The sequence below is a fragment of the Aeromicrobium alkaliterrae genome (assembly GCF_039529015.1).
In the GTDB taxonomy this organism is placed as follows: Bacteria; Actinomycetota; Actinomycetes; order Propionibacteriales; family Nocardioidaceae; genus Aeromicrobium; species Aeromicrobium alkaliterrae.
This window is the reverse complement of sequence record NZ_BAAAME010000005.1, coordinates 391860-412634: the sequence shown is the minus strand read 5'-3', so window position 1 is coordinate 412634 and position 20775 is coordinate 391860. Positions and strand designations below refer to the sequence as shown.

Annotated in this window: 18 protein-coding genes; 5 read left to right on the top strand and 13 right to left on the bottom strand. The window is 73.0% G+C overall.

The features are described from left to right. Positions 1–30: 30 nt before the first annotated feature. A complete protein-coding gene (locus ABD127_RS16085) occupies positions 31–969 on the top strand; it encodes an SDR family oxidoreductase (protein ID WP_344203328.1) in 939 nt (312 codons plus the stop codon). Here the strand turns inward: ABD127_RS16085 and ABD127_RS16080 are convergent. Then, positions 956–1630 carry a DUF998 domain-containing protein gene (locus ABD127_RS16080; RefSeq protein WP_344203325.1) on the bottom strand — a complete coding sequence of 225 codons (675 nt, stop codon included), beginning with the start codon at positions 1628–1630 and terminating at the stop codon, positions 956–958. The genes ABD127_RS16085 and ABD127_RS16080 overlap by 14 nt on opposite strands. A 52-nt stretch (positions 1631–1682) precedes the next feature. Further along, positions 1683–2108 carry a DUF1761 domain-containing protein gene (locus ABD127_RS16075; protein ID WP_344203322.1) on the bottom strand — a complete coding sequence of 142 codons (426 nt, stop codon included), beginning with the start codon at positions 2106–2108 and terminating at the stop codon, positions 1683–1685. A 255-nt stretch (positions 2109–2363) separates the two neighbouring features. On the opposite strand from ABD127_RS16075, the gene ABD127_RS16070 reads away from it, so the two are divergent. Further along, entirely contained in the window at positions 2364–3248 is an 885-nt protein-coding gene (locus ABD127_RS16070) for an aldo/keto reductase (RefSeq protein WP_344203319.1), read from the top strand. 1 nt (position 3249) lies between these two features. Next, positions 3250–4248 carry an aldo/keto reductase gene (locus ABD127_RS16065; protein WP_344203318.1) on the top strand — a complete coding sequence of 333 codons (999 nt, stop codon included), beginning with the start codon at positions 3250–3252 and terminating at the stop codon, positions 4246–4248. On the opposite strand, the gene ABD127_RS16060 is transcribed toward ABD127_RS16065, so the two are convergent. Beyond that, positions 4235–5074 (bottom strand): alpha/beta fold hydrolase, encoded by an 840-nt coding sequence (locus ABD127_RS16060; RefSeq protein WP_344203316.1) that lies wholly within the window; start codon positions 5072–5074, stop codon positions 4235–4237. The genes ABD127_RS16065 and ABD127_RS16060 overlap by 14 nt on opposite strands. An 82-nt stretch (positions 5075–5156) precedes the next feature. Here ABD127_RS16060 and ABD127_RS16055 point away from each other — a divergent pair, with 82 nt between their 5' ends. Both ABD127_RS16055 and ABD127_RS16050 read left to right on the top strand, forming a co-directional pair. Further along, complete coding sequence (locus ABD127_RS16055) at positions 5157–5600, top strand: winged helix-turn-helix transcriptional regulator (RefSeq protein ID WP_344203314.1); 444 nt, start codon at positions 5157–5159, stop codon at positions 5598–5600. Further along, entirely contained in the window at positions 5600–6973 is a 1374-nt protein-coding gene (locus ABD127_RS16050) for an MFS transporter (protein ID WP_344203311.1), read from the top strand. Before ABD127_RS16055 ends, ABD127_RS16050 begins: the two co-directional genes overlap by 1 nt. 1 nt (position 6974) lies before the next feature. Here the strand turns inward: ABD127_RS16050 and ABD127_RS16045 are convergent, their stop codons facing one another. From ABD127_RS16045 to treZ, 10 genes are all read right to left on the bottom strand, one after another. Beyond that, positions 6975–7754 (bottom strand): hypothetical protein, encoded by a 780-nt coding sequence (locus tag ABD127_RS16045; RefSeq protein WP_344203309.1) that lies wholly within the window; start codon positions 7752–7754, stop codon positions 6975–6977. 23 nt (positions 7755–7777) lie between these two features. After that, positions 7778–8605 carry an NAD-dependent epimerase/dehydratase family protein gene (locus ABD127_RS16040; RefSeq protein WP_344203308.1) on the bottom strand — a complete coding sequence of 276 codons (828 nt, stop codon included), beginning with the start codon at positions 8603–8605 and terminating at the stop codon, positions 7778–7780. A 68-nt stretch (positions 8606–8673) separates the two neighbouring features. After that, on the bottom strand, positions 8674–10569 hold the full coding sequence (gene glgB / locus ABD127_RS16035) for a 1,4-alpha-glucan branching protein GlgB (RefSeq protein ID WP_344203306.1): 1896 nt from the start codon (positions 10567–10569) through the stop codon (positions 8674–8676). Between the two features lie 5 nt (positions 10570–10574). Next, positions 10575–12014, bottom strand: coding sequence for a maltokinase N-terminal cap-like domain-containing protein (locus ABD127_RS16030; RefSeq protein WP_344203305.1), 1440 nt, complete (start codon positions 12012–12014; stop codon positions 10575–10577). Further along, positions 12011–13840 (bottom strand): maltose alpha-D-glucosyltransferase, encoded by a 1830-nt coding sequence (gene treS / locus ABD127_RS16025; protein WP_344203303.1) that lies wholly within the window; start codon positions 13838–13840, stop codon positions 12011–12013. The genes ABD127_RS16030 and treS overlap by 4 nt, the downstream gene beginning before the upstream one ends. Beyond that, a complete protein-coding gene (locus ABD127_RS16020; protein WP_344203301.1) occupies positions 13837–15825 on the bottom strand; it encodes a maltotransferase domain-containing protein in 1989 nt (662 codons plus the stop codon). Before ABD127_RS16020 ends, treS begins: the two co-directional genes overlap by 4 nt. A 115-nt stretch (positions 15826–15940) precedes the next feature. Next, positions 15941–16582 carry an alpha/beta hydrolase gene (locus tag ABD127_RS16015; protein ID WP_344203299.1) on the bottom strand — a complete coding sequence of 214 codons (642 nt, stop codon included), beginning with the start codon at positions 16580–16582 and terminating at the stop codon, positions 15941–15943. 75 nt (positions 16583–16657) lie between these two features. Beyond that, the gene (glgX, locus tag ABD127_RS16010) at positions 16658–18784 is read right to left on the bottom strand and encodes a glycogen debranching protein GlgX (protein WP_344203297.1); all 2127 of its coding nucleotides are present in this window, start codon (positions 18782–18784) and stop codon (positions 16658–16660) included. A gap of 37 nt (positions 18785–18821) precedes the next feature. Further along, the gene (locus tag ABD127_RS16005) at positions 18822–18962 is read right to left on the bottom strand and encodes a hypothetical protein (protein WP_344203295.1); all 141 of its coding nucleotides are present in this window, start codon (positions 18960–18962) and stop codon (positions 18822–18824) included. A gap of 5 nt (positions 18963–18967) precedes the next feature. Next, positions 18968–20644, bottom strand: a complete 1677-nt coding sequence (gene treZ / locus ABD127_RS16000; RefSeq protein WP_344203293.1) for a malto-oligosyltrehalose trehalohydrolase — start codon at positions 20642–20644, stop codon at positions 18968–18970. Positions 20645–20775: the final 131 nt, after the last annotated feature.

Genomic DNA, 20775 nt, shown 5'->3' with positions numbered 1-20775 from the left:
AGACGGCGCGGGGCCGGTCAGGGTGGTGACATGCCTCGACGACAGCACGACCTGACCCTTCCCGACCTCGCCGGACGACGCGCCGTCGTCACCGGAGCCAGCGACGGCATCGGCCTCGGCATCGCGGCGGCCCTGGCCGGCGCGGGTGCCGAGGTGGTGATGCCGGTCCGCAACCGCACCAAGGGCGACGCAGCCGTGGCGCGCATCCGCGAGCAGGTGCCTGGCGCCCGCCTCGAGCTGCGCGACCTCGACCTGTCCTCGCTCGCCTCGATCGCAGCGCTGGGCGAGACCCTGCGGGCGGAGGGCACACCGATCGACCACCTCGTGAACAACGCCGGCGTCATGCACCCGCCCGAGCGGCAGGCGACGGCCGACGGCGTCGAGCTGCAGCTCGGCACGAACCACCTCGGACCCTTCGCACTCACGGCGCAGCTGCTCCCGCTCCTGCGGGCCGCGGGCGGGCGGGTCACGACGCAGACGAGCGTCGCTGCGCGGCGCGCGTCGATCGCGTGGGACGACCTCGGCTCGGATCGCTCGTACGACGCGATGAAGGCGTACGGCCAGTCGAAGCTCGCGACGGGTCTGTTCGGCTACGAGCTGCAGCGTCGATCGCAGGCGGCGGGATGGGGGGTCACCAGCGTCGTGTCGCATCCCGGCGTCGCCCCGACCGGCCTCCTGTCGGCGCGACCCGAGATGGGCCGCACGGAGGACACCCGCGAGGTGCGGCTGATCCGGTGGCTCTCGGCGCGCGGCATCCTCGTGGGCACGGTCGACTCGGCCCGCCTCCCGGCGCTGCTGGCCGCCACCGCGGCTGACGCGACGGGCACCGAGCTCTATGGGCCGCAGGGTGTCGGCGGCACGGGAGGCCGACCGGGTGCGCAGGAGCCGTGGAAACCGCTGCGGAGCACCGACGACGCCGCCCGCCTGTGGGAGGTCTCGCAGGAGCTGACGGGCGTCAGCTTCGGCTGAGTCGCCGTGCGCCGACCAGCGTGACGACGCCGAGGAGGAGCTCGGCGGCGGTGATCGTGTAGACCGAGATGCGCTCCCAGACGCCGTCGGGCAGGACGTCGACGCTGCTCGATCCACCGTCGACCAGCAGGGCGGTCACGGCCAGCAGGCCGACCACGCCGAGGAGCAGGCACACGGTGCCGAGGCTCCGCTCGGCCGGTGCGCGTCGCAGCGACAGCCCGACCACGACGATCGTGAGGTTGCCGCCGACGATCGCCATCCCCGCGCCGACCCCGTGCAGGAACCCGTACGAGGTGTCGGCGCTCGTCGTCCCGCTGTGCACGAGCCCGACGAGCACGTTGCCGATCCCGTGCGTCACCGCGAGAGCGACGAACCAGCGCCGCAGGGTCGTCGTGACCCGCGGTGCGAACAGCGCGGCAGCCGCCGCGAACAGCACGCCGTGCGCGATGAAGCCCGTGTTCATGACCCACGCCAGCGGCGAGTCGATCGCCCGCCCGCCCGACGTCCCGACCTCCGGGATGCCGAGGTCGCTGATGTAGTTCGTCGCGTACGAGTAGCCGTCGAACGCCGCAGCGGCGACGGCCTCGGTGGCCAGGTAGACGACGCCGGCGACGATCCAGCAGGCCGCGGCGAGCACCGCCGTCCGTCGCTCGGTGCTCATGGCGCCACTCTGGCACGGCGCGTCCGGAGGTGCCGGTCGACGGATCAGTCGCTCAGGCGAAGGCCGTGATGATGACGGCGCTCAGCACGCTGCTCGCGATGAAGAAGGGTGCGTTGAGCAGGCCGTACATCAGCGGTCGCGGGAAGCTCGGGTTGATCGCGATCTGGAAGGTCATCGCCGCCAGGTAGCCGACACCGACGACCAGCCCGAACGTCACGGCGTCCGCGACCGTCGTGACGCCGAGCGCCTCGAGCAGCACCGCGCTCGTGAACGTGACGAGCACCAGGCACACGAGCGGCCCGGCGTTCGTCACGAGCGGGTGGACCTGGCCCGCCGGCGGCTCGTCGGCCGTGCGGCCGAGGGCCACCAGGTACGGCTTGGCGATGACGACGGCGAACCACAGCCCCGCGAGCGCGATCGAGGCCACGGTGGCGAGGGCGAAACCGGTCCAGCTGAGGTCGGGGAGGACGGAGAACATGAGGGGCCTTTCGGTCGGTCCGACGACCGGCGGTCGCTGGTCGAACCAGCCTCCTCCACGTAGAGGACAGCCTCTGTCCTCTACCTGCCGCGCCTCACTCCGGCGGCGAGCGGGCGGACTGCGCGCCCAGCGCTGACGGAACAGCACGGTCGGCCTGGACGACGTCCCCGCCGGGTACGCCGCGATGCAGGACCGCGAGGCCCTCGAGGTCCTCGTGACCCCCTGATCCCACCACCTGCGAGAGAGGCTCGACCCATGGACACCTTCACCCTGAACAACGGCGTCACCATCCCGGCCGTCGGGCTCGGCGTCTTCCAGACGCCGCCGGACGAGACCAAGGCCGCGGTGCACGCGGCGCTGGACGCCGGATACCGACACATCGACACGGCTGCGGGGTACTTCAACGAGCGCGAGGTCGGCGAGGCGATCGCGGAGTCCGACGTCGACCGCTCGGAGATCTTCGTCGAGACGAAGATCTGGATCAGCGACTTCGGCCATGCCGAGACGCTGCACGCCTTCGACAAGAGCGCCGGCAAGCTCGGCGTCGACCAGATCGACCTGCTGATCCTGCACCAGGCGCTGCCGAGCCGCTACGACCTGACGATCGGCGCCTACCGCGCCCTGGAGGAGCTGCTCGAGGCCGGCAAGGTGCGCGCGATCGGCGTCAGCAACTTCATGCCCGAGCACCTCGAGAAGCTGCTCGCGGAGACCTCGGTCGTGCCGGCGGTCAACCAGATCGAGGTGCACCCGTACTTCCGCCAGTCCGAGCTGCTCGCCTACGACGACGAGCGCGGGATCCTCAACCAGGCGTGGTCGCCGATCGGCGGCATCACGTTCTACCCCGGCTTCGGTGACGAGCGGCGCAGCGTCCTGGACGACCCGATCATCGGCGGCATCGCCGAGGCGCACGGGCGCTCGCCGGCCCAGGTCATGCTGCGCTGGCACCTGCAGCAGGGTCGCCAGGTCATCCCGAAGTCGGTCACGCCGTCGCGCATCGTCGAGAACCTCGACGTCCTCGGCTTCGACCTCACGACCGACCAGCTCGCGGCGATCGACCGCCTCGACACCGGCCAGCGCGGCGGTCCCGACCCGGACGTCGTGACCCTCGAACGGTTCGGCCGCGAGATCCCGGAGGCCTGACATGACCACACCCACGACACGCACGCTCGGCGAGAGCGGCCTGCAGGTCTCGGCGCTCGGTCTCGGCTGCATGGGCATGAGCCAGAGCTTCGGAGCGCTGCCGCCGCGCGACGAGATGATCGGGTTCCTGCGGGAGGCCGTCGAGCACGGCGTGACGTTCTTCGACACCGCCGAGGTCTACGGGCCGTTCCACAACGAGGAGCTCGTCGGCGCTGCGCTCGCCCCCGTGCGCGACGAGGTCGTGATCGCCACGAAGTTCGGCTTCGCGTTCGACGCCGAGGGGAAGCAGAGCGGGCTCACGAGCCGCCCGGACGACATCCGCGCTGCTGTCGACGGCTCGCTCGGCCGCCTCGGCATCGAGACGATCGACCTGCTGTACCAGCACCGGGTCGACCCGGACGTGCCGATCGAGGGCGTCGCGGGCACCGTCGCCGCGCTGATCGAGGCCGGCAAGGTGAGGCACTTCGGCCTGTCGGAGGCGGGCACCGAGACGATCCGCCGCGCCCACGCGGTGCAGCCCGTCACGGCGCTCCAGAGCGAGTACTCGCTGTTCTGGCGCGAGCCCGAGCAGGAGATCCTGCCGCTCCTGGCCGAGCTCGGCATCGGCTTCGTCCCGTTCAGCCCGCTCGGGCGCGGCTTCCTCACGGGCGCCGTCACGCGCGAGTCGAGCTTCGGCGAGGGCGACATCCGCGCGACGATGCCCCGCTTCGAGGCCGAGGCGCTCGCGGCCAACCTCGAGCTGGTCGACCGGGTCGCGGCGGTCGCCGAGCGCCTCGGAGCGACGACGGGCCAGGTCGCGCTCGCGTGGCTGCTGGCCCAGCAGCCCTGGATCGTCCCGATCCCGGGCACCCGTCGCCTCTCCCGGCTCGACGAGAACCTCGGGAGCGCGGCGCTGGAGCTGAGCGAGACCGACCTGGCCGATCTCGCTGCTGCCTCCGACGCCGTGACCGTCGTGGGCGACCGCTACCCGGAGGCGATGCAGCGGCTCATCGACCGCTGACGTGCCGCAGGACCTCGGTCGCGACCACGTGGGGCCGGGTCTCGGGCACCCAGTGCGAGACCCCGGTCAGCTCGACGTAGCGGAACGGGCCGTCGACGAACTCGGGACAGCCGGCCGCCGCGACGGGTCCGATGAAGGCGTCGGCGTCGCTCCAGACGAACGTCGTCGGCACCGTGACGTGCGGCAGGGTGCTGAGGTCGGAACCCATCGCGCGGTACCACTGCAGCGCCGCGTCGAGGGCTCCCGGCTCGCCCAGGTGCTGCAGGTAGGTCTCGACGTGGCCCGCCGGTAGGTCGCCGTAGACCTCGCGGAGTCGGCGGGCGTCGTCGGCCAGGAGCACCTCGGCCATGTCGGGCGTGCGGCGGAACTCGGCGTAGTACGCCGACATCGCGCGCTGCTCGGGATCCTCGCGCACCGCTCGGCCGTAGGCGCCCAGGTGCGGCACCGAGACGGCGGTGAGCGACCGGACCCGGTCGGGGCGGGTCGCGGCGACCACCCAGGCGACGCTGGCGCCCCAGTCGTGGCCCACGAGGTGGAACGTGTCGATGCCGAGGGCGTCCGCGAGGCCGATGACATCGGCAGCGAGCCGGTCGGTCGCGTAGTCCTCGGTATCGGTCGGGCGCGCGCCGGGGGAGTACCCGCGCTGGTCGGGTGCGACCGCCCAGCAGCCCGCCTCGCCGAGTGCGGGCAGCACCTCGGCCCAGGTGGCGGAGGTCGCGGGGAACCCGTGGAGCAGGATCACGGGCGTCCCGGAGGTGTCGCCGGTCTGGACGGTGTCGAACGTGAGGTCGCCCGTGGAGACGACCGATCGGCGCAGCTGGCTCACGGCCCCAGCGTCGCACGGATCGGTGGGGCGGTGAGCGCATCCGGAGTTGGTTGGATTTTCCAACTGAGGTAGCGTGCCCAGCATGACCTCCCAGGTGCGCGAGTGCTCCGTCGCGCGGACGCTCGACCTCATCGGCGCCAAGTGGACGATGCTCGTCGTGCGCGAGCTCCACCTCGGCAGCCACCGCTTCGACCAGATCGTGCGGCACACCGGTGCGCCGCGCGACATCCTCACCGACCGCCTGCGCAAGCTCGAGGCCAACGGCCTCGTCGAGCGCGTGCAGTACGAGGACCACCCGCCGCGCTTCGAGTACCACCTGACCGATCTCGGCCGCGGGCTCGGGCCGATCCTCACGATGCTGCGCGAGTTCGGCGACCGCCACCTCGCGGGCGAGGACGGTCCGCCGCTGCGCGTCGAGCACTCCTGCGGCCACGACTACCAGCCCGTCCTGACCTGCCGGGCGTGCGGCGAGGCGGTCCGCAGTGCCGACCTGACGATGCACCTCGACACCGCCGAGGCGTCCTGATGAGCCAGGCGCCTCGGGCCGGCCTCCTCCCGGTCGTCGCGGCCGGGACCGCCCTGGTGCTCGTCACCTACGTGACCCCGCTGGCGACGTTGCCGCCGACGATCCGCGACCTGGGTGGCGGCAGTGCGGCGCAGGCGTGGATCCTCAGCGCGATGAGCATCGGCCTGGCCGGCGGGATGCTCGCGACCGGCGTCCTCGGCGACCGCTACGGCCGTCGCCGCATCTACCTGCTGGGGCTCACGGGACTCGTCGTCGGTGCCGTGCTCGCCGCGGCCGCCTGGCACCCGGGCGTCATGATCACGGCCCGCGTGGTCGAGGGCGTCGGCGGCGGAGCGATCCTCGCCTGTGGTCTCGCGGTCCTCGCCCAGGCGCACCCGCCGGGACCCGCGCTCCAGCGGGCGACCGCCACGTGGGGCGCCAGCATCGGCGGCGGCATCGCCGGGGGTGCGCTGCTCTCGGCGGCCCTCGACATCGGCACGAGCTGGCGCGAGAACTACGTCGTCACGGCGGTGGCCGGGCTGGTGCTCCTGCTCCCGACCGCGCGGATCGTGCCGGAATCGCGCTCGGCCACCCCGCGGCGCCTCGACGTCCCGGGCATGGTCCTGCTGGCCCTCGTGATGGTCGCGGCGGTCGGCGCCCTGACGCAGGCGCGGTCGGGCTGGGGCGCGCTCTCGAGCCTGCTGGTCGGTGTCGCGGTCGTGGCCTTCGTGGCGCTCGGGTTGACCGAGCGGCGCACGCGCCAGCCCCTGGTCGACCCGGACCTGCTCCAGAGGCCGCGCTTCCTCGCGTCGATCCTCGGGTCGCTGACGGTGGGGCTCTCGATCATCGCGATGTCGTCGTTCCTCCCGACCGTCGCGCAGGCCGGCTACGGCGACTCGCTGAGGGTCGCGAGCATCCCGCCGTTCGTGTGGGCCGTGGCCAGCACGCTGTCGGCGATCCTGCTGCGGCGGCTCCCGGTCAGCCCCCAGGGCCCGGGCGCGATCAGCGTCCTGCTCCTGCTGCAGTCGGCGGCGATGCTGCTCGCGCTGCTGGCGGACTCGTCGGTCGGGCTCGTGCTGCCGATGGCGCTGGCCGGTGTCGCGACCGGGCTCCTCAACGCCGTCCTCGGACGGGAGGCGGTCGTCAGCGTGCCGCTGGACCAGGCCGCGATGGCCAGCGGAGCGTCGAACACCGCGCGCTACCTCGGTGCGGCGTGCGGCATCACGCTCGTCGTCGTGATCGGCACGCGCGGGTCGGGCGACGTCCTCGCCGGGTGGCACCTGGCGGTGCTGGCCGCCGCCGCCCTCGGGGTGCTCGGCTCGGCGGTCATCGGCGCGATCGCCCTGCGCGCGCGAGGCGCGGCACGCGCCGACGGCGTGGTGCCGACCTCCTAGGTCAGGAGCGAGCGGGGGAGCGCGGGGCGGTCAGCCTCGTCACCAGCGCGGCGGCGGCCAGCGCCACGGCGCCCGCGACGGCGGCCGAGGCGATCGCGTCGCTGCCGTCGCTCCGTGCCGTGACGGTGATGCCGAACAGGGCCCACACCCCGGCGAGCACGTAGCCGAGCGTGCCGCCGGTCACGACCGTGAAGCCGACGAGAGTCACCGCCGCGACCACCAGCACGGCGATCTGCCACGAGGCCCGGCCGGCGTCCAGCCCGGCGACGTCGACCGCGGCGGTCGAGAGGTTCAGGAACAGGGCAGCGGTGACCCAGCCCGCGTACAGGCCGACCGAGGCGCGGGTCAGGAGCGAGAACCAGCGCGGGGCCAGCGGCTCGCGGACCACGGCGACGACGGCCACGAGCGCGGCGCCGGCCATGACGAGCAGGGCGGCGGCCGTCGCGACGCTGCTGTCGAGCCCGGCGAGCCCGATCCACACGGCTCCGCCGACGTACAGCACCACCTGGGCGACCTGGCGCCGCGGCGAGCTGCCGGTCGTGCCGGCGCGCAGCTCGGCGACCGCCTGGGCGATCGCGAGGGTGTAGATCACGCCCCAGATCGAGAACGCCCATCCGACCGGCGTGATCAGCAGGTCGGGACCGGACCCGCCGCCGGGCGAGGTGCCGGGTCCGAGGAGCGTGACGAGGGGTGCCACGACCTGGAGCAGCGCCGCGCCGAGCACGGCCCACGGCAGGATCTGGGTGCGGTCCGAGGTGCTGGGCACGTGCGTGCTGGTCATGCCTCGAACGTAACCCGGTCCGGTCAGTCGCGCGGCTCGACGACGTAGCCCTCGCGATAGGTCGGGTGCGCCGGTCGCCAGCCGCTCGCCCGCAGCCGGGCGTTGGAGAGCCGCTTGCCGTGGCCGCGCGCCGGGTCCGCAGGCTCGGGGCTCGGCACGTCGAGCTGACGCGCGACGTGCGCCGCGACGTCACCGAGGAGCGACGGCTCGTCGTCGGTGCCGACGTAGAGGGACGCGGGCTGCTCCGCGCGCGTCAGGAGGTGCACGACGGCTGCGGCGGCGTCGTCGCGGTGCACGCGGTTGGTCCAGCGGTGGGGGTCGTCGAACGTGCCGGTGCGCACCTGGTCGACGAGGCGAGCCGTCTCGCCGCGGTACAGGCCCGAGAGCCGCAGGACGGTGCCCTGGGGCAGGTGCCGGTGGAACGTCCGCTCGGCCTCGAGCAGCATCCGGGCCGGGCCGTCGGCTGGGACCGCCGGCGAGTCCTCGTCGAGCACCGGATCGGGTGGGGCGTCGCCGTAGACCCCCGTCGAGGAGACCAGGACGGCGCGCCGCGGGCTCTGCCCCGTCGCGGCGAGGGCCTCCAGGGCGCGGGTCATGCCGTCGACGTAGGTCGCGCGGTACGCCTCCTCGCTGCGCGGGCGTGCCGTCAGGGCCACGACCAGCAGGTCGGCCTCGACCCCGGCGAGGTCCGGGCGCTCCCGGGTCAGGTCGGCGGAGATGCCGCGCATCGGCGACGGCACGAGGTCACCGCGCCGGCGCACGGCCGTGACCTCGTGACCGAGCGCCGCGAGCCGCAGCCCCACGTCGGTCCCGAGGTCCCCGGCGCCGATCAGGAGTGCGTGCGTGCCCATCCTCCGAGGCTAGCCCGGGTCGGTGAGTGAGCGTCCGTTTGCCCCGCCCACGGCGGGATGGGGCGGGGTCAGGGGGTGCGGCGGCGCTTGCCGGGCTCGGGGGTGTCCGGCACGAGCCAGACCACGCCGGCCGGTGGCAGCTGCACCAGCGCGGAGGCCGGCTGGCCGTGCCAGGGAGTGCTCTCGGCCTCGACGAGGCCCAGGTTGCCCACGCCCGAGCCGCCGTAGAGCTCGGCGTCGGTGTTCAGCACCTCGCGCCACGTCCCGGCGAGCGGGAGCCCGACACGGTAGTCGTGGTGCGGGCTGCCGGAGAAGTTCGCGAGGCACGCCAGCCGCGACCCGTCGCGACCGATGCGCTGGAACAGCACCACGTTGCCCGCGGTGTCGGAGGCGTCGATCCAGCCGAAGCCCTCGGGCACGGTGTCGGCCGAGTACAGCGCGGGCGCCTCCCGGTAGATCGCGTTGAGGTCCGACACCAGCGCGAGCACCCCGGCGTGCAGCGGCGCGTCGGCCTGCGCCCAGTCGAGCGAGCGCGACTCGGCCCACTCGCCCTCCTGCCCGAACTCGCCGCCCATGAAGAGCATCTGCTTGCCCGGGTGCGCCCACATGAACGCCAGCAGCGAGCGCACGCCCGCGGCCTTGTTCCAGTCGTCGCCCGGCATGCGCCCCCACAGCGAGCCCTTGCCGTGCACGACCTCGTCGTGCGAGAGCGGCAGCACGAAGTTCTCGGTGAACGCGTAGTCGATCGCGAACGTCATCTCGCCGTGGTGGTACGAGCGGTGCACCGGGTCGTTGCCGAGGTAGGACAGCGTGTCGTGCATCCAGCCCATGTTCCACTTGAAGCCGAAGCCCAGACCGCCGCCCTCGGTGGGCCGGCTGACCCCCGGCCAGGCGGTCGACTCCTCGGCCACCATGACCACGCCGGGGTGGTGCTTGTAGACCGTCGCGTTGAGCTCCTGCAGCAGCTGCACGGCCTCGAGGTTCTCGCGCCCGCCGTGCTCGTTCGGCACCCACTCGCCGTCGTTGCGGGAGTAGTCGAGGTAGAGCATCGAGGCGACGGCGTCGACGCGCAGCCCGTCGAGGTGGAACTCCTCGAGCCAGAACAGCGCGTTCGCCACGAGGAAGTTGCGCACCTGCGGCTGGCCGAAGTCGAACACGTACGTGCCCCAGTCGGGCTGCTCGCCGCGGCGCGGGTCCGGGTGCTCGTAGAGGGCGGTGCCGTCGAAGCGCGCCAGCGCCCACTCGTCCTTCGGGAAGTGCGCGGGCACCCAGTCGACGATGACGCCGAAGCCGCGCTGGTGCAGACGGTCGACGAACCAGCGGAAGTCGTCGGGGCTGCCGAAGCGCGACGTGGGCGCGTAGTACGAGGTGACCTGGTAGCCCCAGGACCCGCCGAACGGGTGCTCGGCGACGGGCATCAGCTCGACGTGCGTGAAGCCCGTGGCCTCGAGGTGGTCGGCCAGCGCGTCGGCGAGCTCGCGGTAGTCGAGCCCCTGCCTCCAGGAGCCGAGGTGGACCTCGTAGATGCTCATCGGCGCGTCGGTCCAGGTCGTGGCGTCGCGCTGCGCGACCCAGTCGGCGTCCTGCCACGCGTGGGCCGGATCGACCACGATCGACGCGGTCGCGGGCGGCACCTCGGTGCCGAAGGCCATCGGGTCGGCCTTCTCGTGCCACGAGCCGTCGGGCCCCTGGATGCGGAACTTGTAGGCCTCCCCGGCGCCGACGCCGGGCACGAAGGTCTCCCACACGCCGGGCCCGCCGACGGCCTGCAGCGCGTGGCCGCCGCCGTCCCAGCCGTTGAACCCGCCCACGACCTGCACGGCCTGCGCGTGCGGGGCCCAGACCGCGAAGGACGTGCCCGGTCCGGCGTCCGTGCTGCGCACGTGCGCGCCGAGCACCTCCCAGAGGCGTTCGTGGCGGCCCTCGGCGAAGAGGTGGAGGTCGAGATCGCCGATCCCGGTCACGGTGGTCAGCTCCCCTCGGTGGTGAGTCGGTCGATGGAGGCCAGCGGCACGAGCAGCCAGTCGGGTCGGTTGGCGTGCTCGTACGCGACCTCGTAGACCGCCTTGTCGAGCTCGAACGCTCGCAGGAGCGCGGCTTGGTCCCGCGGGTCGTGGCCGGCGACCTTGGCGTAGCCGTCGCAGAAGGCGGCGCGGTTGTGCCGGGCCCAGGCGGCGGCCCGCTCGGCCTCGCGCTCGTCCTCGGCCTGGCCCACGAGCAGCTGCTGGGCGGCGTAGTCGAACGAGCGCAGCATGCCGGCCACGTCGCGCAGGGGGGAGCGGAGCGTGGCGCGCTCCGCGACGTCGGCGGCGGGCTCGCCCTCGAAGTCGAGGAGCAGCCAGCCCTGCAGCGTGCGGAGCACCTGGCCGAGGTGCAGGTCGCCGTGGACCGACTGCGCCGTGACGGGGGTCGGGACCTCGGCCACCGCGCGGAACACGTCGCTGATCCCGTCGGCGTGGGGGGCGAGCTCGGGCACGCTGGCGGCGACGCGCTCGAGCCGCTCGACCATCGCGCTGGCGGTCGCGGCCAGCTCGGCCGCGTCGGCCTCGCGCGTTCCGAGCGCTCGCGCGAGGTCGGCGTGCACGTCGGCCACGGCCCGGCCGAGACGGTAGGCCTCGCCCGAGAAGTCGCCGCCGAGGTCCCCCGGCGGCAGGTCGGACGCGTCGGCCAGGAAGTCGCGCACGCTGGTGGTCGCCATGACCCAGCCGTCGGCAGCGTCGGACATGAAGCGCTGCAGCATGCCGAACGTCACGGAGTCGCCAGCGAGCTCGCCCGAGATCGAGCCGAGCGGGTCGGCGATGTGCGCGGACTGGACCTCGCGGAGGGCCCGGTGCAGCACCAGGTCCTTGTTGGTCCCGGGGGTCAGCCTCCGGAACAGCTTGAGGATGTACTGGCCGCCGTAGACGATCGAGGTGTTGCTCTGCTCGGTGCTGATCGGGTGCCCGCGCAGCCCCGACTCCAGCTCGGCGCCGGGCTCGGGCGCGAAGTGCAGGCCGTCGACCGTGGTGCTGCCGGCGATGAGGTCGAGCAGGTGGCACGTCAGGTCGGCGTCGCCGGACGCCTCGTAGACGGCCGGGCCGTCGGGGAGAGGGATCGAGGCGGACGCCGGCACGTCGGGCACCTGGTCGTCGCGGTGGCCGATCAGCAGCTGGTACGGCTCGCGACGGTCGCCCTGCTCGACCTCGACCACCAGGTGCAGGAGCAGCACGTCGTCGCCGGCGGGCAGGTCGGTCGCCGCGAGCGGCCGGACGGCCGTGATCTCGCGGTCCTTGCCGCCGAACCACCGTTGCGTGGGCAGCCACTCCGGCAGGGCGGCGGCGATCTGGGTGACCAGGTCGTCCTGGGGTCCGGCCGGCTCCGCGCGGTGTGATCCGACGCCGGGTGATCCGGGAGTGATGTCTGAGGTCATGCCATGCTCCTCCGTTCGCCCTCGTCGTCGGTCTCGGCCAGCTGGAACCAGTAGAAGCCGTGGCCCGGGAGGGTCAGCAGGTACGGCAGCTCGCCCACGCGGGGGAACCGCACGCGGCCGGTCAGCTCGACCGGGGTGCGGCCCTCGTGGTCGGCCAGGTTCAGCTCGACCGGCTGGGGGAACCGGGACAGGTTGTTGACGCACAGCACGACGTCGAGCTCGCCGTCCTCGCGCACGAGTCGGCGCTCGTAGGCCAGGACGCTCGGGTTGGACCCGCCGAGGTCGACGAACTCGCCCTCGGCGAAGGCCGGGTGCTCCTTGCGCACCGCGATCATGCGGCGCGTCCAGTTGAGCAGCGAGGCGCTGCTGCCCTGCTGCGACTCGACGTTGATGGCCTCGTAGCCGTACGTCGGGTCCATGATCGGCGGCAGGTACACGCGGCCCGGGTCGGAGCGCGAGAAGCCCGCGTTGCGGTCGGGCGACCACTGCATCGGCGTGCGCACCGCGTCGCGGTCGCCCAGCCAGATGTTGTCTCCCATGCCGATCTCGTCGCCGTAGTAGAGCACCGGCGAGCCCGGCAGGCTCAGCAGCATCGCGGTGAACAGCTCGAGCTGGTTGCGGTCGTTCTCGAGCAGCGGCGCGAGCCGCCGGCGGATGCCGATGTTGGCCTTCATCCGCGGGTCCTTGGCGTACTCGCGGTACATGTAGTCGCGCTCGTCGTCGGTGACCATCTCGAGGGTCAGCTCGTCGTGGTTGCGCAGGAAGATGCCCCACTGCGTGCCGTCGGGGATCGGCGGCGTCTGCGCCAGGATCTCCGAGATCGGGAAGCGCGACTCGCGCCGCACCGCCATGAAGATGCGCGGCATCAGGGGGAAGTGGAACGCCATGTGGCACTCGTCGCCGCCGACGGCCGGGTCGCCGAAGTACTCCACGACGTCGGCCGGCCACTGGTTCGCCTCGGCCAGCAGCACGCGGCCGGGGAACTCGCGGTCGATCGTGGCCCGCACCTCGCGCAGGTACTCGTGCGTGCGGGGGAGGTTCTCGCAGTTCGTGCCCTCCTCCTCGAACAGGTACGGCACCGCGTCGAGCCGGAAGCCGTCGATGCCGAGGTCGAGCCAGAAGCGCAGGACGTCGAGCATCGCCTCGCGCACGGCCGGGTTCTCGAAGTTCAGGTCGGGCTGGTGGCTGAAGAAGCGGTGCCAGTAGAACTGTCCGCGCACGGGGTCGTAGGTCCAGTTGGACGACTCGGTGTCGACGAAGATGATGCGCGCGTCGCTGTACGCGGAGTCGTCGTCGGACCACACGTAGAAGTCGCCGTACGGGCCGTCCGGGTCCTGGCGCGACGCCTGGAACCACGGGTGGGCGTCCGAGGTGTGGTTGAGCACGAGGTCGGTGATGACGCGGATGCCGCGGCTGTGCGCCTCCTCGAGCAGGTGCACGAAGTCGTCGACCGTGCCGAACTCGGGCAGGACCGCGCGGAAGTCGCTGATGTCGTAGCCGCCGTCGCGCAGGGGGCTGGCGTAGAACGGCGGCAGCCACAGGCAGTCGACGCCGAGCCACTCGAGGTAGTCGAGCTTGCCGGCCAGGCCGCGCAGGTCGCCCGTGCCGTCGCCGTCGGAGTCGGCGAACGCCCGCACCAGGACCTCGTAGAAGACGGCGCGCTTGAACCACTCCGGATCGCTCGGCGCCTGCTCGGCGTGCGCGAAGTCGTCGGCCTGGGGCTCGACGAGCGTGCCGTCGGCCTCGACCGCCTCGCCGGTGTGCGGCGTGTCCTCGAGTCCCTCGAGCGCGTGGTCGGGCGCGGTGTCCTCGTGCTGGGTCGTCATGCGGGCGGCTCCTCGAGTCGTCGGGTCAGGCTCACGACGTGCGCACAGGCGCGCGTCGGGTCGAGCCGGACGTAGTTGCGGGGGCCCCACGTGTAGGTCTCGCCGGTCACCTCGTCGTGAGCCACGAGCTGCTCGTCGGGGGCGAACCCGAGGGCGGACAGGTCGAGCGACAGCGTGCCCTCGCGGGTCTCGTGCGGGTCGAGCGAGACCACCACGACGACGGTGTCGTCGCTGGCGGGGTCGTGCTTGGAGTACGCGATCAGCGCGTCGTGGTCGACGTCGTGGAAGCGCAGGGTGCGCATCTGCTGCAGCGCCGGGTGCGCGCGGCGGATCTCGTTCAGGCGGGTCAGCCACGGCTCGAGCGAGCGGCCCTCGGCCAGCGCACCCGCGAAGTCGCGAGGGCGCAGCTCGTACTTCTCGGAGTCGAGGTACTCCTCGCTCCCGGGGCGCACCGCCTCGTGCTCGTACAGCTCGTAGCCCGCGTACACGCCCCAGGTGGGCGAGAGCGTGGCGGCGAGCGCGGCGCGCAGGGCGAACATGCCCGGTCCGCCGACCTGGAGGTGCTCGGGGAGGATGTCGGGCGTGTTGACGAAGAGGTTGCCGCGGCCCTCGTCCCAGTGCTCGCGCAGGTCCTCGCCGAACTCCGTGAGCTCCTCCTTGGTCGTGCGCCACGTGAAGTACGTGTAGCTCTGCGTGAAGCCGAGGCGGGCCAGGCCCCAGAGCCGGGCGGGACGCGTGAACGCCTCGGCGAGGAACAGCACGTCGGGGTGCTCGGCCTTGACGTCGGCGATGAGCTGCGCCCAGAAGCTCGGGGGCTTGGTGTGCGGGTTGTCGACGCGGAAGATCCGGATGCCGCGCTCGACCCAGTGCAGCGTGACGCGCAGCATCTCGGCCTGCGCCGACGCCGGGTCGTTGTCGAAGTTGATCGGGTAGATGTCCTGGTACTTCTTCGGCGGGTTCTCCGCGTAGGCGATCGTGCCGTCGGGCAGCGTCGTGAAGAGCTCGGGGTGCTCGGTCACCCAGGGGTGGTCGGGCGCCGCCTGGAGCGCCAGGTCGAGCGCGACCTCGAGACCCAGCTCGCCGGCGCGGGCGACGAAGGCGCGGAAGTCCTCGTCGGTGCCGAGGGCGGGGTGGATGGCGTCGTGGCCGCCCGTGCTCGCGCCGATGGCCCACGGCGAGCCGACGTCGGTGGGGCCGGGGGTCAGCGTGTTGTTCGGGCCCTTGCGGTTGACCTCGCCGATGGGGTGGATCGGCGGGAGGTAGACGACGTCGAACTGCATCGCCGCGGCGCGCTCGAGCTCGCTCCGTGCGGTCGCGAACGTGCCGTGGACGGGTGTGCCGGCGGCGTCGACGCCGCCGGTGGAGCGAGGGAAGAACTCGTACCAGGAGCCGTAGGCGGCGCGCTGGCGATCGACCCAGACGCGGCGGACCGGGCCCTTCGTGACGAGCTCGCGCACGGGGTGGTCGTGCATCACGGCACGGACCTCGTCCGACAGGGCGGGGCCGACGCGGGCTCCGAGGGGCAGGTCGGCGTGGCGGAGCGCGTCGGCGGCCCCCTGCAGGGCGGGCTGCTCGGCGCGGCGCTCCTTGAGCGCGGCGACCTGCTCGAGGAGTCGGGCCGCGAGCTCGAGGTCGTTCGCGAGCTCGGTGGTGCCCTGGCCCGCAGCGAGCTTGACCTCGATCGCGTGCGTCGTCGTGGCCCAGGGGTCGCTCCACGCGTCGACGCGGAACGACCAGAGGCCCTCCGTGTCGGGCACGATCGTGGCGCCGAAGCGGTCCAGGCCCGTGCCGATCTCGGTCATGCGGGTCGTGCGGTCGCGGCGCTCGCCCGGGCCGCGCCAGGCGACGTTGGCGGCGACCGCGTCGTGGCCCTCGCGCCAGACGGTGGCGGTGACGGGCACGTGCTCCCCGGCCACGGCCTTGGCGGGATGGGTGCCGTCGCCGGCGACCGGCCTGACGTCGTCGATCCCGATCCGTGCGGTCATGGGCGAGCCTCCCCGTTCGTCGATGTCGTCGTTCGGTGGTGGTGCAGCGTGCCTGGCGGTTCCCTCACCCTCGAACGTACCGAGAGTCAGGGGAGACCGCGATCCCAGCGGGTCGTCAGCGGTGGCCGGTCGCGCCCGTGCCGAGCAGGGTGGCCGCCGTGAAGTCGGCAGCGAGCCGGTCGAACGTCCGGTGGTGCCGCAGCATCGCGTGCTTCCCGCCCTCCACCGGCACGAAGGTGACGTCGGCGGTGCGGGCCACGTTCCGGGCAGCGGCCTCGGACTTCGCCGGGATCGCGATGCGGTCGTCGGTCCCGTGGGCGATCAGCACCCGACGGCCGGAGAGGTCGAGACCACCGTCGGTGGGGTAGACCCACGGGTTCAGCGCCACGATGCTGCGGACCTCGGGCCGACCGCCCGCCAGCAGCGCGGCGCGGCCGCCGAGGGAGTGGCCGACGAGCCCGACCGGCAGGTGCTCGGTACGACCCTCGTGCAGCTGGTCGATCGCCCAGTGCGCGTCGTCGACGGGGGTGTGGTCGGTGTTCCACCCGCGGGTCGAGTTCAGCAGGCGGTACACCGCCAGCCGCTTGCGACCGGTGCGCGCGACCCGCCGCGCGATGGGGATCATGCGCAGCACCGAGAGCTGGGTGGGGCTGACCATCGGGTTGCCCTGCCGGCTCGCGCCGCCGTGGAGCACCAGGACGGCCGCCTCCGCGTCACGGGGCTCGGCGACGGGGATCAGGCGGGCACGGTTGGTCACGCCCTCAGTGTTCCCCAGCGCCCCCACCCCCACACGGTGACGAGCGGCACCCCCGACCCAGCACATCTGGGGGCGTCAGTCGGAGCGGGGGGCCTTGAGCAGGAGGAGGGACCGGGGGCCCAGGGTCAGGAGGCTGCCGGCGGGCAGCGGGGCCTCCCAGGCGGGTTCTCCGTCGGGGGCAGCGGTGTCGAGCGTGGGTCGGAAGCTTTCGCCGAGCTCAGGTCCGGGCAGGGCGACCTCGACCGGGTCGGCGCCCGCGTGCAGGAGCAGGAGCCAGGAGTGGTCGCTGATCAGCACGCCCTCGCGGGTGCGCGACTGGCTGTGCGAGCCGTCGATCCACATGCCGAGCGTCTGGCGGCCCTCGTCGAGCCAGTCGGGCTCGGTCATCTCCTGGCCGTCGGGGCGGATCCAGATCAGGTCGGGTCGGCCGGTCGGCGTCGTGCGACCGTCGAAGAACTGCGCCTGCCGCAGCGCCGGGCTCTTGGCGCGCAGGTGGATCACGCGGCGGGCGAACGCCAGGAACGCCTCGGACTCGTCGGTCGCGGTCCAGTCGACCCACGAGGTCGGGTCGTCCAGGCAGTAGGCGTTGTTGTTGCCGCCCTGCGTGCGCCAGCGCTCGTCGCCCGCCACGAACATCGGCGTGCCGGTCGAGAGCAGCAGCGTCGCGAGCAGGTTGCGGGCCTGCCGGGCGCGGAGCTCGCGGATCGCGGGGTCGTCGGTCTCGCCCTCGACGCCGTGGTTCCACGACCGGTTGTCGTCGGTGCCGTCGCGGTTCTCCTCCCCGTTGGCCTCGTTGTGCTTGTGGTCGTACGAGACGAGGTCGCGCAGCGTGAAGCCGTCGTGGGCGTTGACGAAGTTGATCGACTGCCACGGCCGGCGCAGGGTGTGGTCGTAGAGGTCCGAGGAGCCGGAGAGGCGGTAGGCGAGGTCGTCGACGCCGCCCGAGCGCCCGCGCCAGAAGTCGCGCACCGTGTCGCGGTAGATGCCGTTCCACTCGGCCCACTGCGCGCCGAAGTCGCCGACCTTGTACCCCTCGCCCGTCGCGTCCCACGGCTCGGCGATGAGCTTGCAGCGCGAGAGCACCGGATCGGTCGCGATGGCCGTCAGCAGGGCCGAGTCACGGTCGAACGGGCCGCCGTTCGGGCGTCCCATCGTGCTGGCCAGGTCGAAGCGGAACCCGTCGACGCCGAGCTCGGTGGCCCAGTACCGCAGCGAGTCGGTCACGAGGCGGATCACGGTGGGCGACGACGCCTCGAGCGTGTTGCCGCAGCCGGTGATGTCGGCCATGTGGCCGTCCTCGTCGTGCAGGTAGTAGGCCGGGGCCTCGTAGCCGCGGAAGCTCAGCGTCGGTCCGTCGGGCCCGCCCTCGCACGTGTGGTTGTAGACCACGTCGACGATGACCTCGATGCCCGCCGCGTGCATCGCGGCCACCATCGTGCGGAACTCCTCGACCTCACGTCCGGGCTCGCTGGCGTACCCCGCGTGCGGCGCGAAGTAGCCCAGCGGCGAGTACCCCCAGTAGTTGTGGCGACCGGCTCGGACCAGGGACGGCTCGTCGCTGAACGCCTGGACCGGCAGCAGCTCGACCGCGGTGACGCCGAGCCGCAGCAGGTGCTCCACGACGGCGGGGTGCGCCAGGCCCAGGTAGGTGCCGCGCAGGTGCTCGGGGACGTCAGGGTGCTGCTGGGTGAAGCCCTTCACGTGCAGCTCGTGGACGACCGTCTCCTCGAACGGCACCTCGGGCTTGACCCCCGTGTCGGGGCCGCCGGGGCTGGTCACGACACCGAGCGGGACCGAGCCGAGCGAGTCGACGGTCGACATCTCCTCGCCCTCCGGGTCGTCGGCGTAGCCGAGCGCCGCGTCGAGGTCGGTCAGCGACCCGCTGATGCGGCGCGCGTACGGGTCGAGCAGGAGCTTGTGCGGGTTGCAGCGCAGGCCGGTCCGCGGCTCGTAGGGCCCGTGGACGCGGTAGCCGTAGCGCTGACCGGGGAGCACCCCGGGCACCAGGCCGTGCCAGACCCCGAAGGTGCGCTCGGTGAGCTCGATCCGCCGCTCGCTGCCGTCGTCGTCGACCAGGCACAGCTCGACGCGGTCGGCGACCCGACTGGCCACGGCGAACCGCACGCCACCCGCCTCGGGGTGGGCGCCGAGCGGGAAGGGTCGACCGGCGAGGACCTGGGTCTCGTGCCCCTGGGTGACCATCCGCCCAGTGTGTCAGGGACGGTGTGTCAGGGGTGTGTCAGGCGTACGGGCCGGTGAACGGCGCAGGGGCGTCCGGGTCGTCGGGCTCGGACTCGGTGCCGGGGTCCGTCGTCTTGTGCTTGGGGTCGTCCTCGGGATCCTCGGAGATCCGGGGGTCCTCCTGCGGGATGTCGGTCATGGCACTCACTCTGCCCCCGCGGGCGATGGCCCGCCTCCCGAGAACGACCAGACCACCGCGTCGTCGCGGCGCACCTCGACCGTCTCGGCGTCGCGGTCGACCACCACGGTGAACGGCCCACGCTGCAGCGTCAGGCGAGGGCCGTCGTGCTCGACCTCGACGGCGGCCAGCGACGGGTCGCGCAGCTCGGGGTGCGCGCGGCGCAGGGCCACGAGCGACCGGTAGGCGTCGAGGACCTCCGCGTGCCCGGGTGCCTCCGTCTCCTCCCAGCGCAGCGTCGAGCGCTCGAGCGTCGCGACGTCCATCGGGTCGGGCACGTCGGACTCGCCCCAGCCGTGGCGCCCGAACTCGCGGCGGCGGCCCGTGCGCACGGCCTCGGCGAGCTCGGGGTCGGGGAACGAGGCGAAGAACTGCCACGGGGTGTCGGCGGCCCACTCCTCGCCCATGAAGAGCATCGGGGTGAACGGGCCGAGCAGCACGACCGCGGCGCCGCAGACCTGACGGCCGGGGGACGCGGTGGCGGACAGGCGGTCACCCGTCGCGCGGTTGCCGACCTGGTCGTGGTCCTGCACGTAGGTCACGAAGGCGGTGCCCGGCACGGCCTGACGGTCGACGCGGCGCCCGTGCGTGCGCTCGCGGAACGACGACCAGGTGCCGTCGTGGAAGAACGCGCCCCGCAGGGTCTTCGTCAGGGCGTCGTCGGCGGCGAAGTCCTCGTAGTAGCCGGTCGTCTCGCCGGTCAGCCACACGTGCAGCGCGTGGTGCACGTCGTCGCACCACTGCGCGTCCATGCCCAGCCCGTTGACGTTGCGCGGGGTGATGGTGCGCGGGTCGTTGAGGTCCGACTCCGCCACGAGCGAGAGCGGACGTCCGAGGCGCTCGGCGAGCTCCGCGGTCTGGACCGACAGCGCCTCCAGGAGCGGGTAGGCCCGCGTGTCGCGCAGCGCGTGCACGGCGTCGAGCCGCAGCGCGTCGACGTGGAAGTGCTCGAACCAGTCGCGGGCGTTGTCGAGCACGTACTGCTGCACCTCGTCGGACTGCGGACCGTCGAGGTTCAGGCCGGCACCCCAGTCGGTCGTGCCGGCGAAGTACGGCCCGAAGCGGTCGAGGTAGGCCCCCGACGGGCCGAGGTGGTTGTAGACGACGTCGAGCACGACGCCGAGGCCGCGCGCGTGGCAGGCGTCGACGAACCGCTTGAACCCGTCGGGTCCGCCGTAGGGCTCGTGCACCGCGCCCCACAGGACGCCGTCGTAGCCCCAGCCGTGCGGGCCGTCGAAGGCGTTGACCGGCAGCACCTCGACGAGGTCGACGCCCAGGTCGACGAGGTGGTCGAGCCGCTCGATCGCGGTGTCGAAGGTGCGGCCGGGCGTGAAGGTGCCGACGTGGAGCTCGTAGACCAGGGAGCCGCGCACGGCCTGACCCCGCCAGGCGTCGTCGGTCCACGTGAAGCGGTCGTGGTCGTAGGCGCGGGAGGCCGCGTGGACGCCGTCGGGCTGCCACCGCGAGCGCGGATCGGGGAGCGGCGTCTCGTCGTCGTCGAGCAGGAAGGCGTAGGCGGTCCCGTGCGGGAGGGGGAGGTCCGCGGACCACCAGCCGCCGACGTCGCGGGTGAGCTCGTGGTCGACCCCCTCGACGCGCACCCGGACCTGCTCGACCTCGGGAGCCCACACGCGCATCGTCATGCCTCGAGGCTAGGTGCGCCACCCCGACACCGCGCTGCGACCGCCCCTCCTCCCCCCACCTGGGCGGTGACCTAGGGACCTGTCGCACGGTCGGGCGGTGAGCTAGGGACGTGTCGGCGGCCCGCACTCGT

What these genes read in the sequence shown, in the direction of transcription:
- ABD127_RS16085 (WP_344203328.1), top strand. Translation starts at nt 31, where the DNA reads ATGCCTCGACGACAGCACGACCTGACCCTTCCCGACCTCGCCGGACGA.
- ABD127_RS16080 (WP_344203325.1), bottom strand. Translation starts at nt 1,630, where the DNA reads ATGAGCACCGAGCGACGGACGGCGGTGCTCGCCGCGGCCTGCTGGATC.
- ABD127_RS16075 (WP_344203322.1), bottom strand. Translation starts at nt 2,108, where the DNA reads ATGTTCTCCGTCCTCCCCGACCTCAGCTGGACCGGTTTCGCCCTCGCC.
- ABD127_RS16070 (WP_344203319.1), top strand. Translation starts at nt 2,364, where the DNA reads ATGGACACCTTCACCCTGAACAACGGCGTCACCATCCCGGCCGTCGGG.
- ABD127_RS16065 (WP_344203318.1), top strand. Translation starts at nt 3,250, where the DNA reads ATGACCACACCCACGACACGCACGCTCGGCGAGAGCGGCCTGCAGGTC.
- ABD127_RS16055 (WP_344203314.1), top strand. Translation starts at nt 5,157, where the DNA reads ATGACCTCCCAGGTGCGCGAGTGCTCCGTCGCGCGGACGCTCGACCTC.
- ABD127_RS16050 (WP_344203311.1), top strand. Translation starts at nt 5,600, where the DNA reads ATGAGCCAGGCGCCTCGGGCCGGCCTCCTCCCGGTCGTCGCGGCCGGG.
- ABD127_RS16045 (WP_344203309.1), bottom strand. Translation starts at nt 7,754, where the DNA reads ATGACCAGCACGCACGTGCCCAGCACCTCGGACCGCACCCAGATCCTG.
- ABD127_RS16040 (WP_344203308.1), bottom strand. Translation starts at nt 8,605, where the DNA reads ATGGGCACGCACGCACTCCTGATCGGCGCCGGGGACCTCGGGACCGAC.
- ABD127_RS16030 (WP_344203305.1), bottom strand. Translation starts at nt 12,014, where the DNA reads ATGACCTCAGACATCACTCCCGGATCACCCGGCGTCGGATCACACCGC.
- treS (WP_344203303.1), bottom strand. Translation starts at nt 13,840, where the DNA reads ATGACGACCCAGCACGAGGACACCGCGCCCGACCACGCGCTCGAGGGA.
- ABD127_RS16020 (WP_344203301.1), bottom strand. Translation starts at nt 15,825, where the DNA reads ATGACCGCACGGATCGGGATCGACGACGTCAGGCCGGTCGCCGGCGAC.
- glgX (WP_344203297.1), bottom strand. Translation starts at nt 18,784, where the DNA reads ATGGTCACCCAGGGGCACGAGACCCAGGTCCTCGCCGGTCGACCCTTC.
- ABD127_RS16005 (WP_344203295.1), bottom strand. Translation starts at nt 18,962, where the DNA reads ATGACCGACATCCCGCAGGAGGACCCCCGGATCTCCGAGGATCCCGAG.
- treZ (WP_344203293.1), bottom strand. Translation starts at nt 20,644, where the DNA reads ATGACGATGCGCGTGTGGGCTCCCGAGGTCGAGCAGGTCCGGGTGCGC.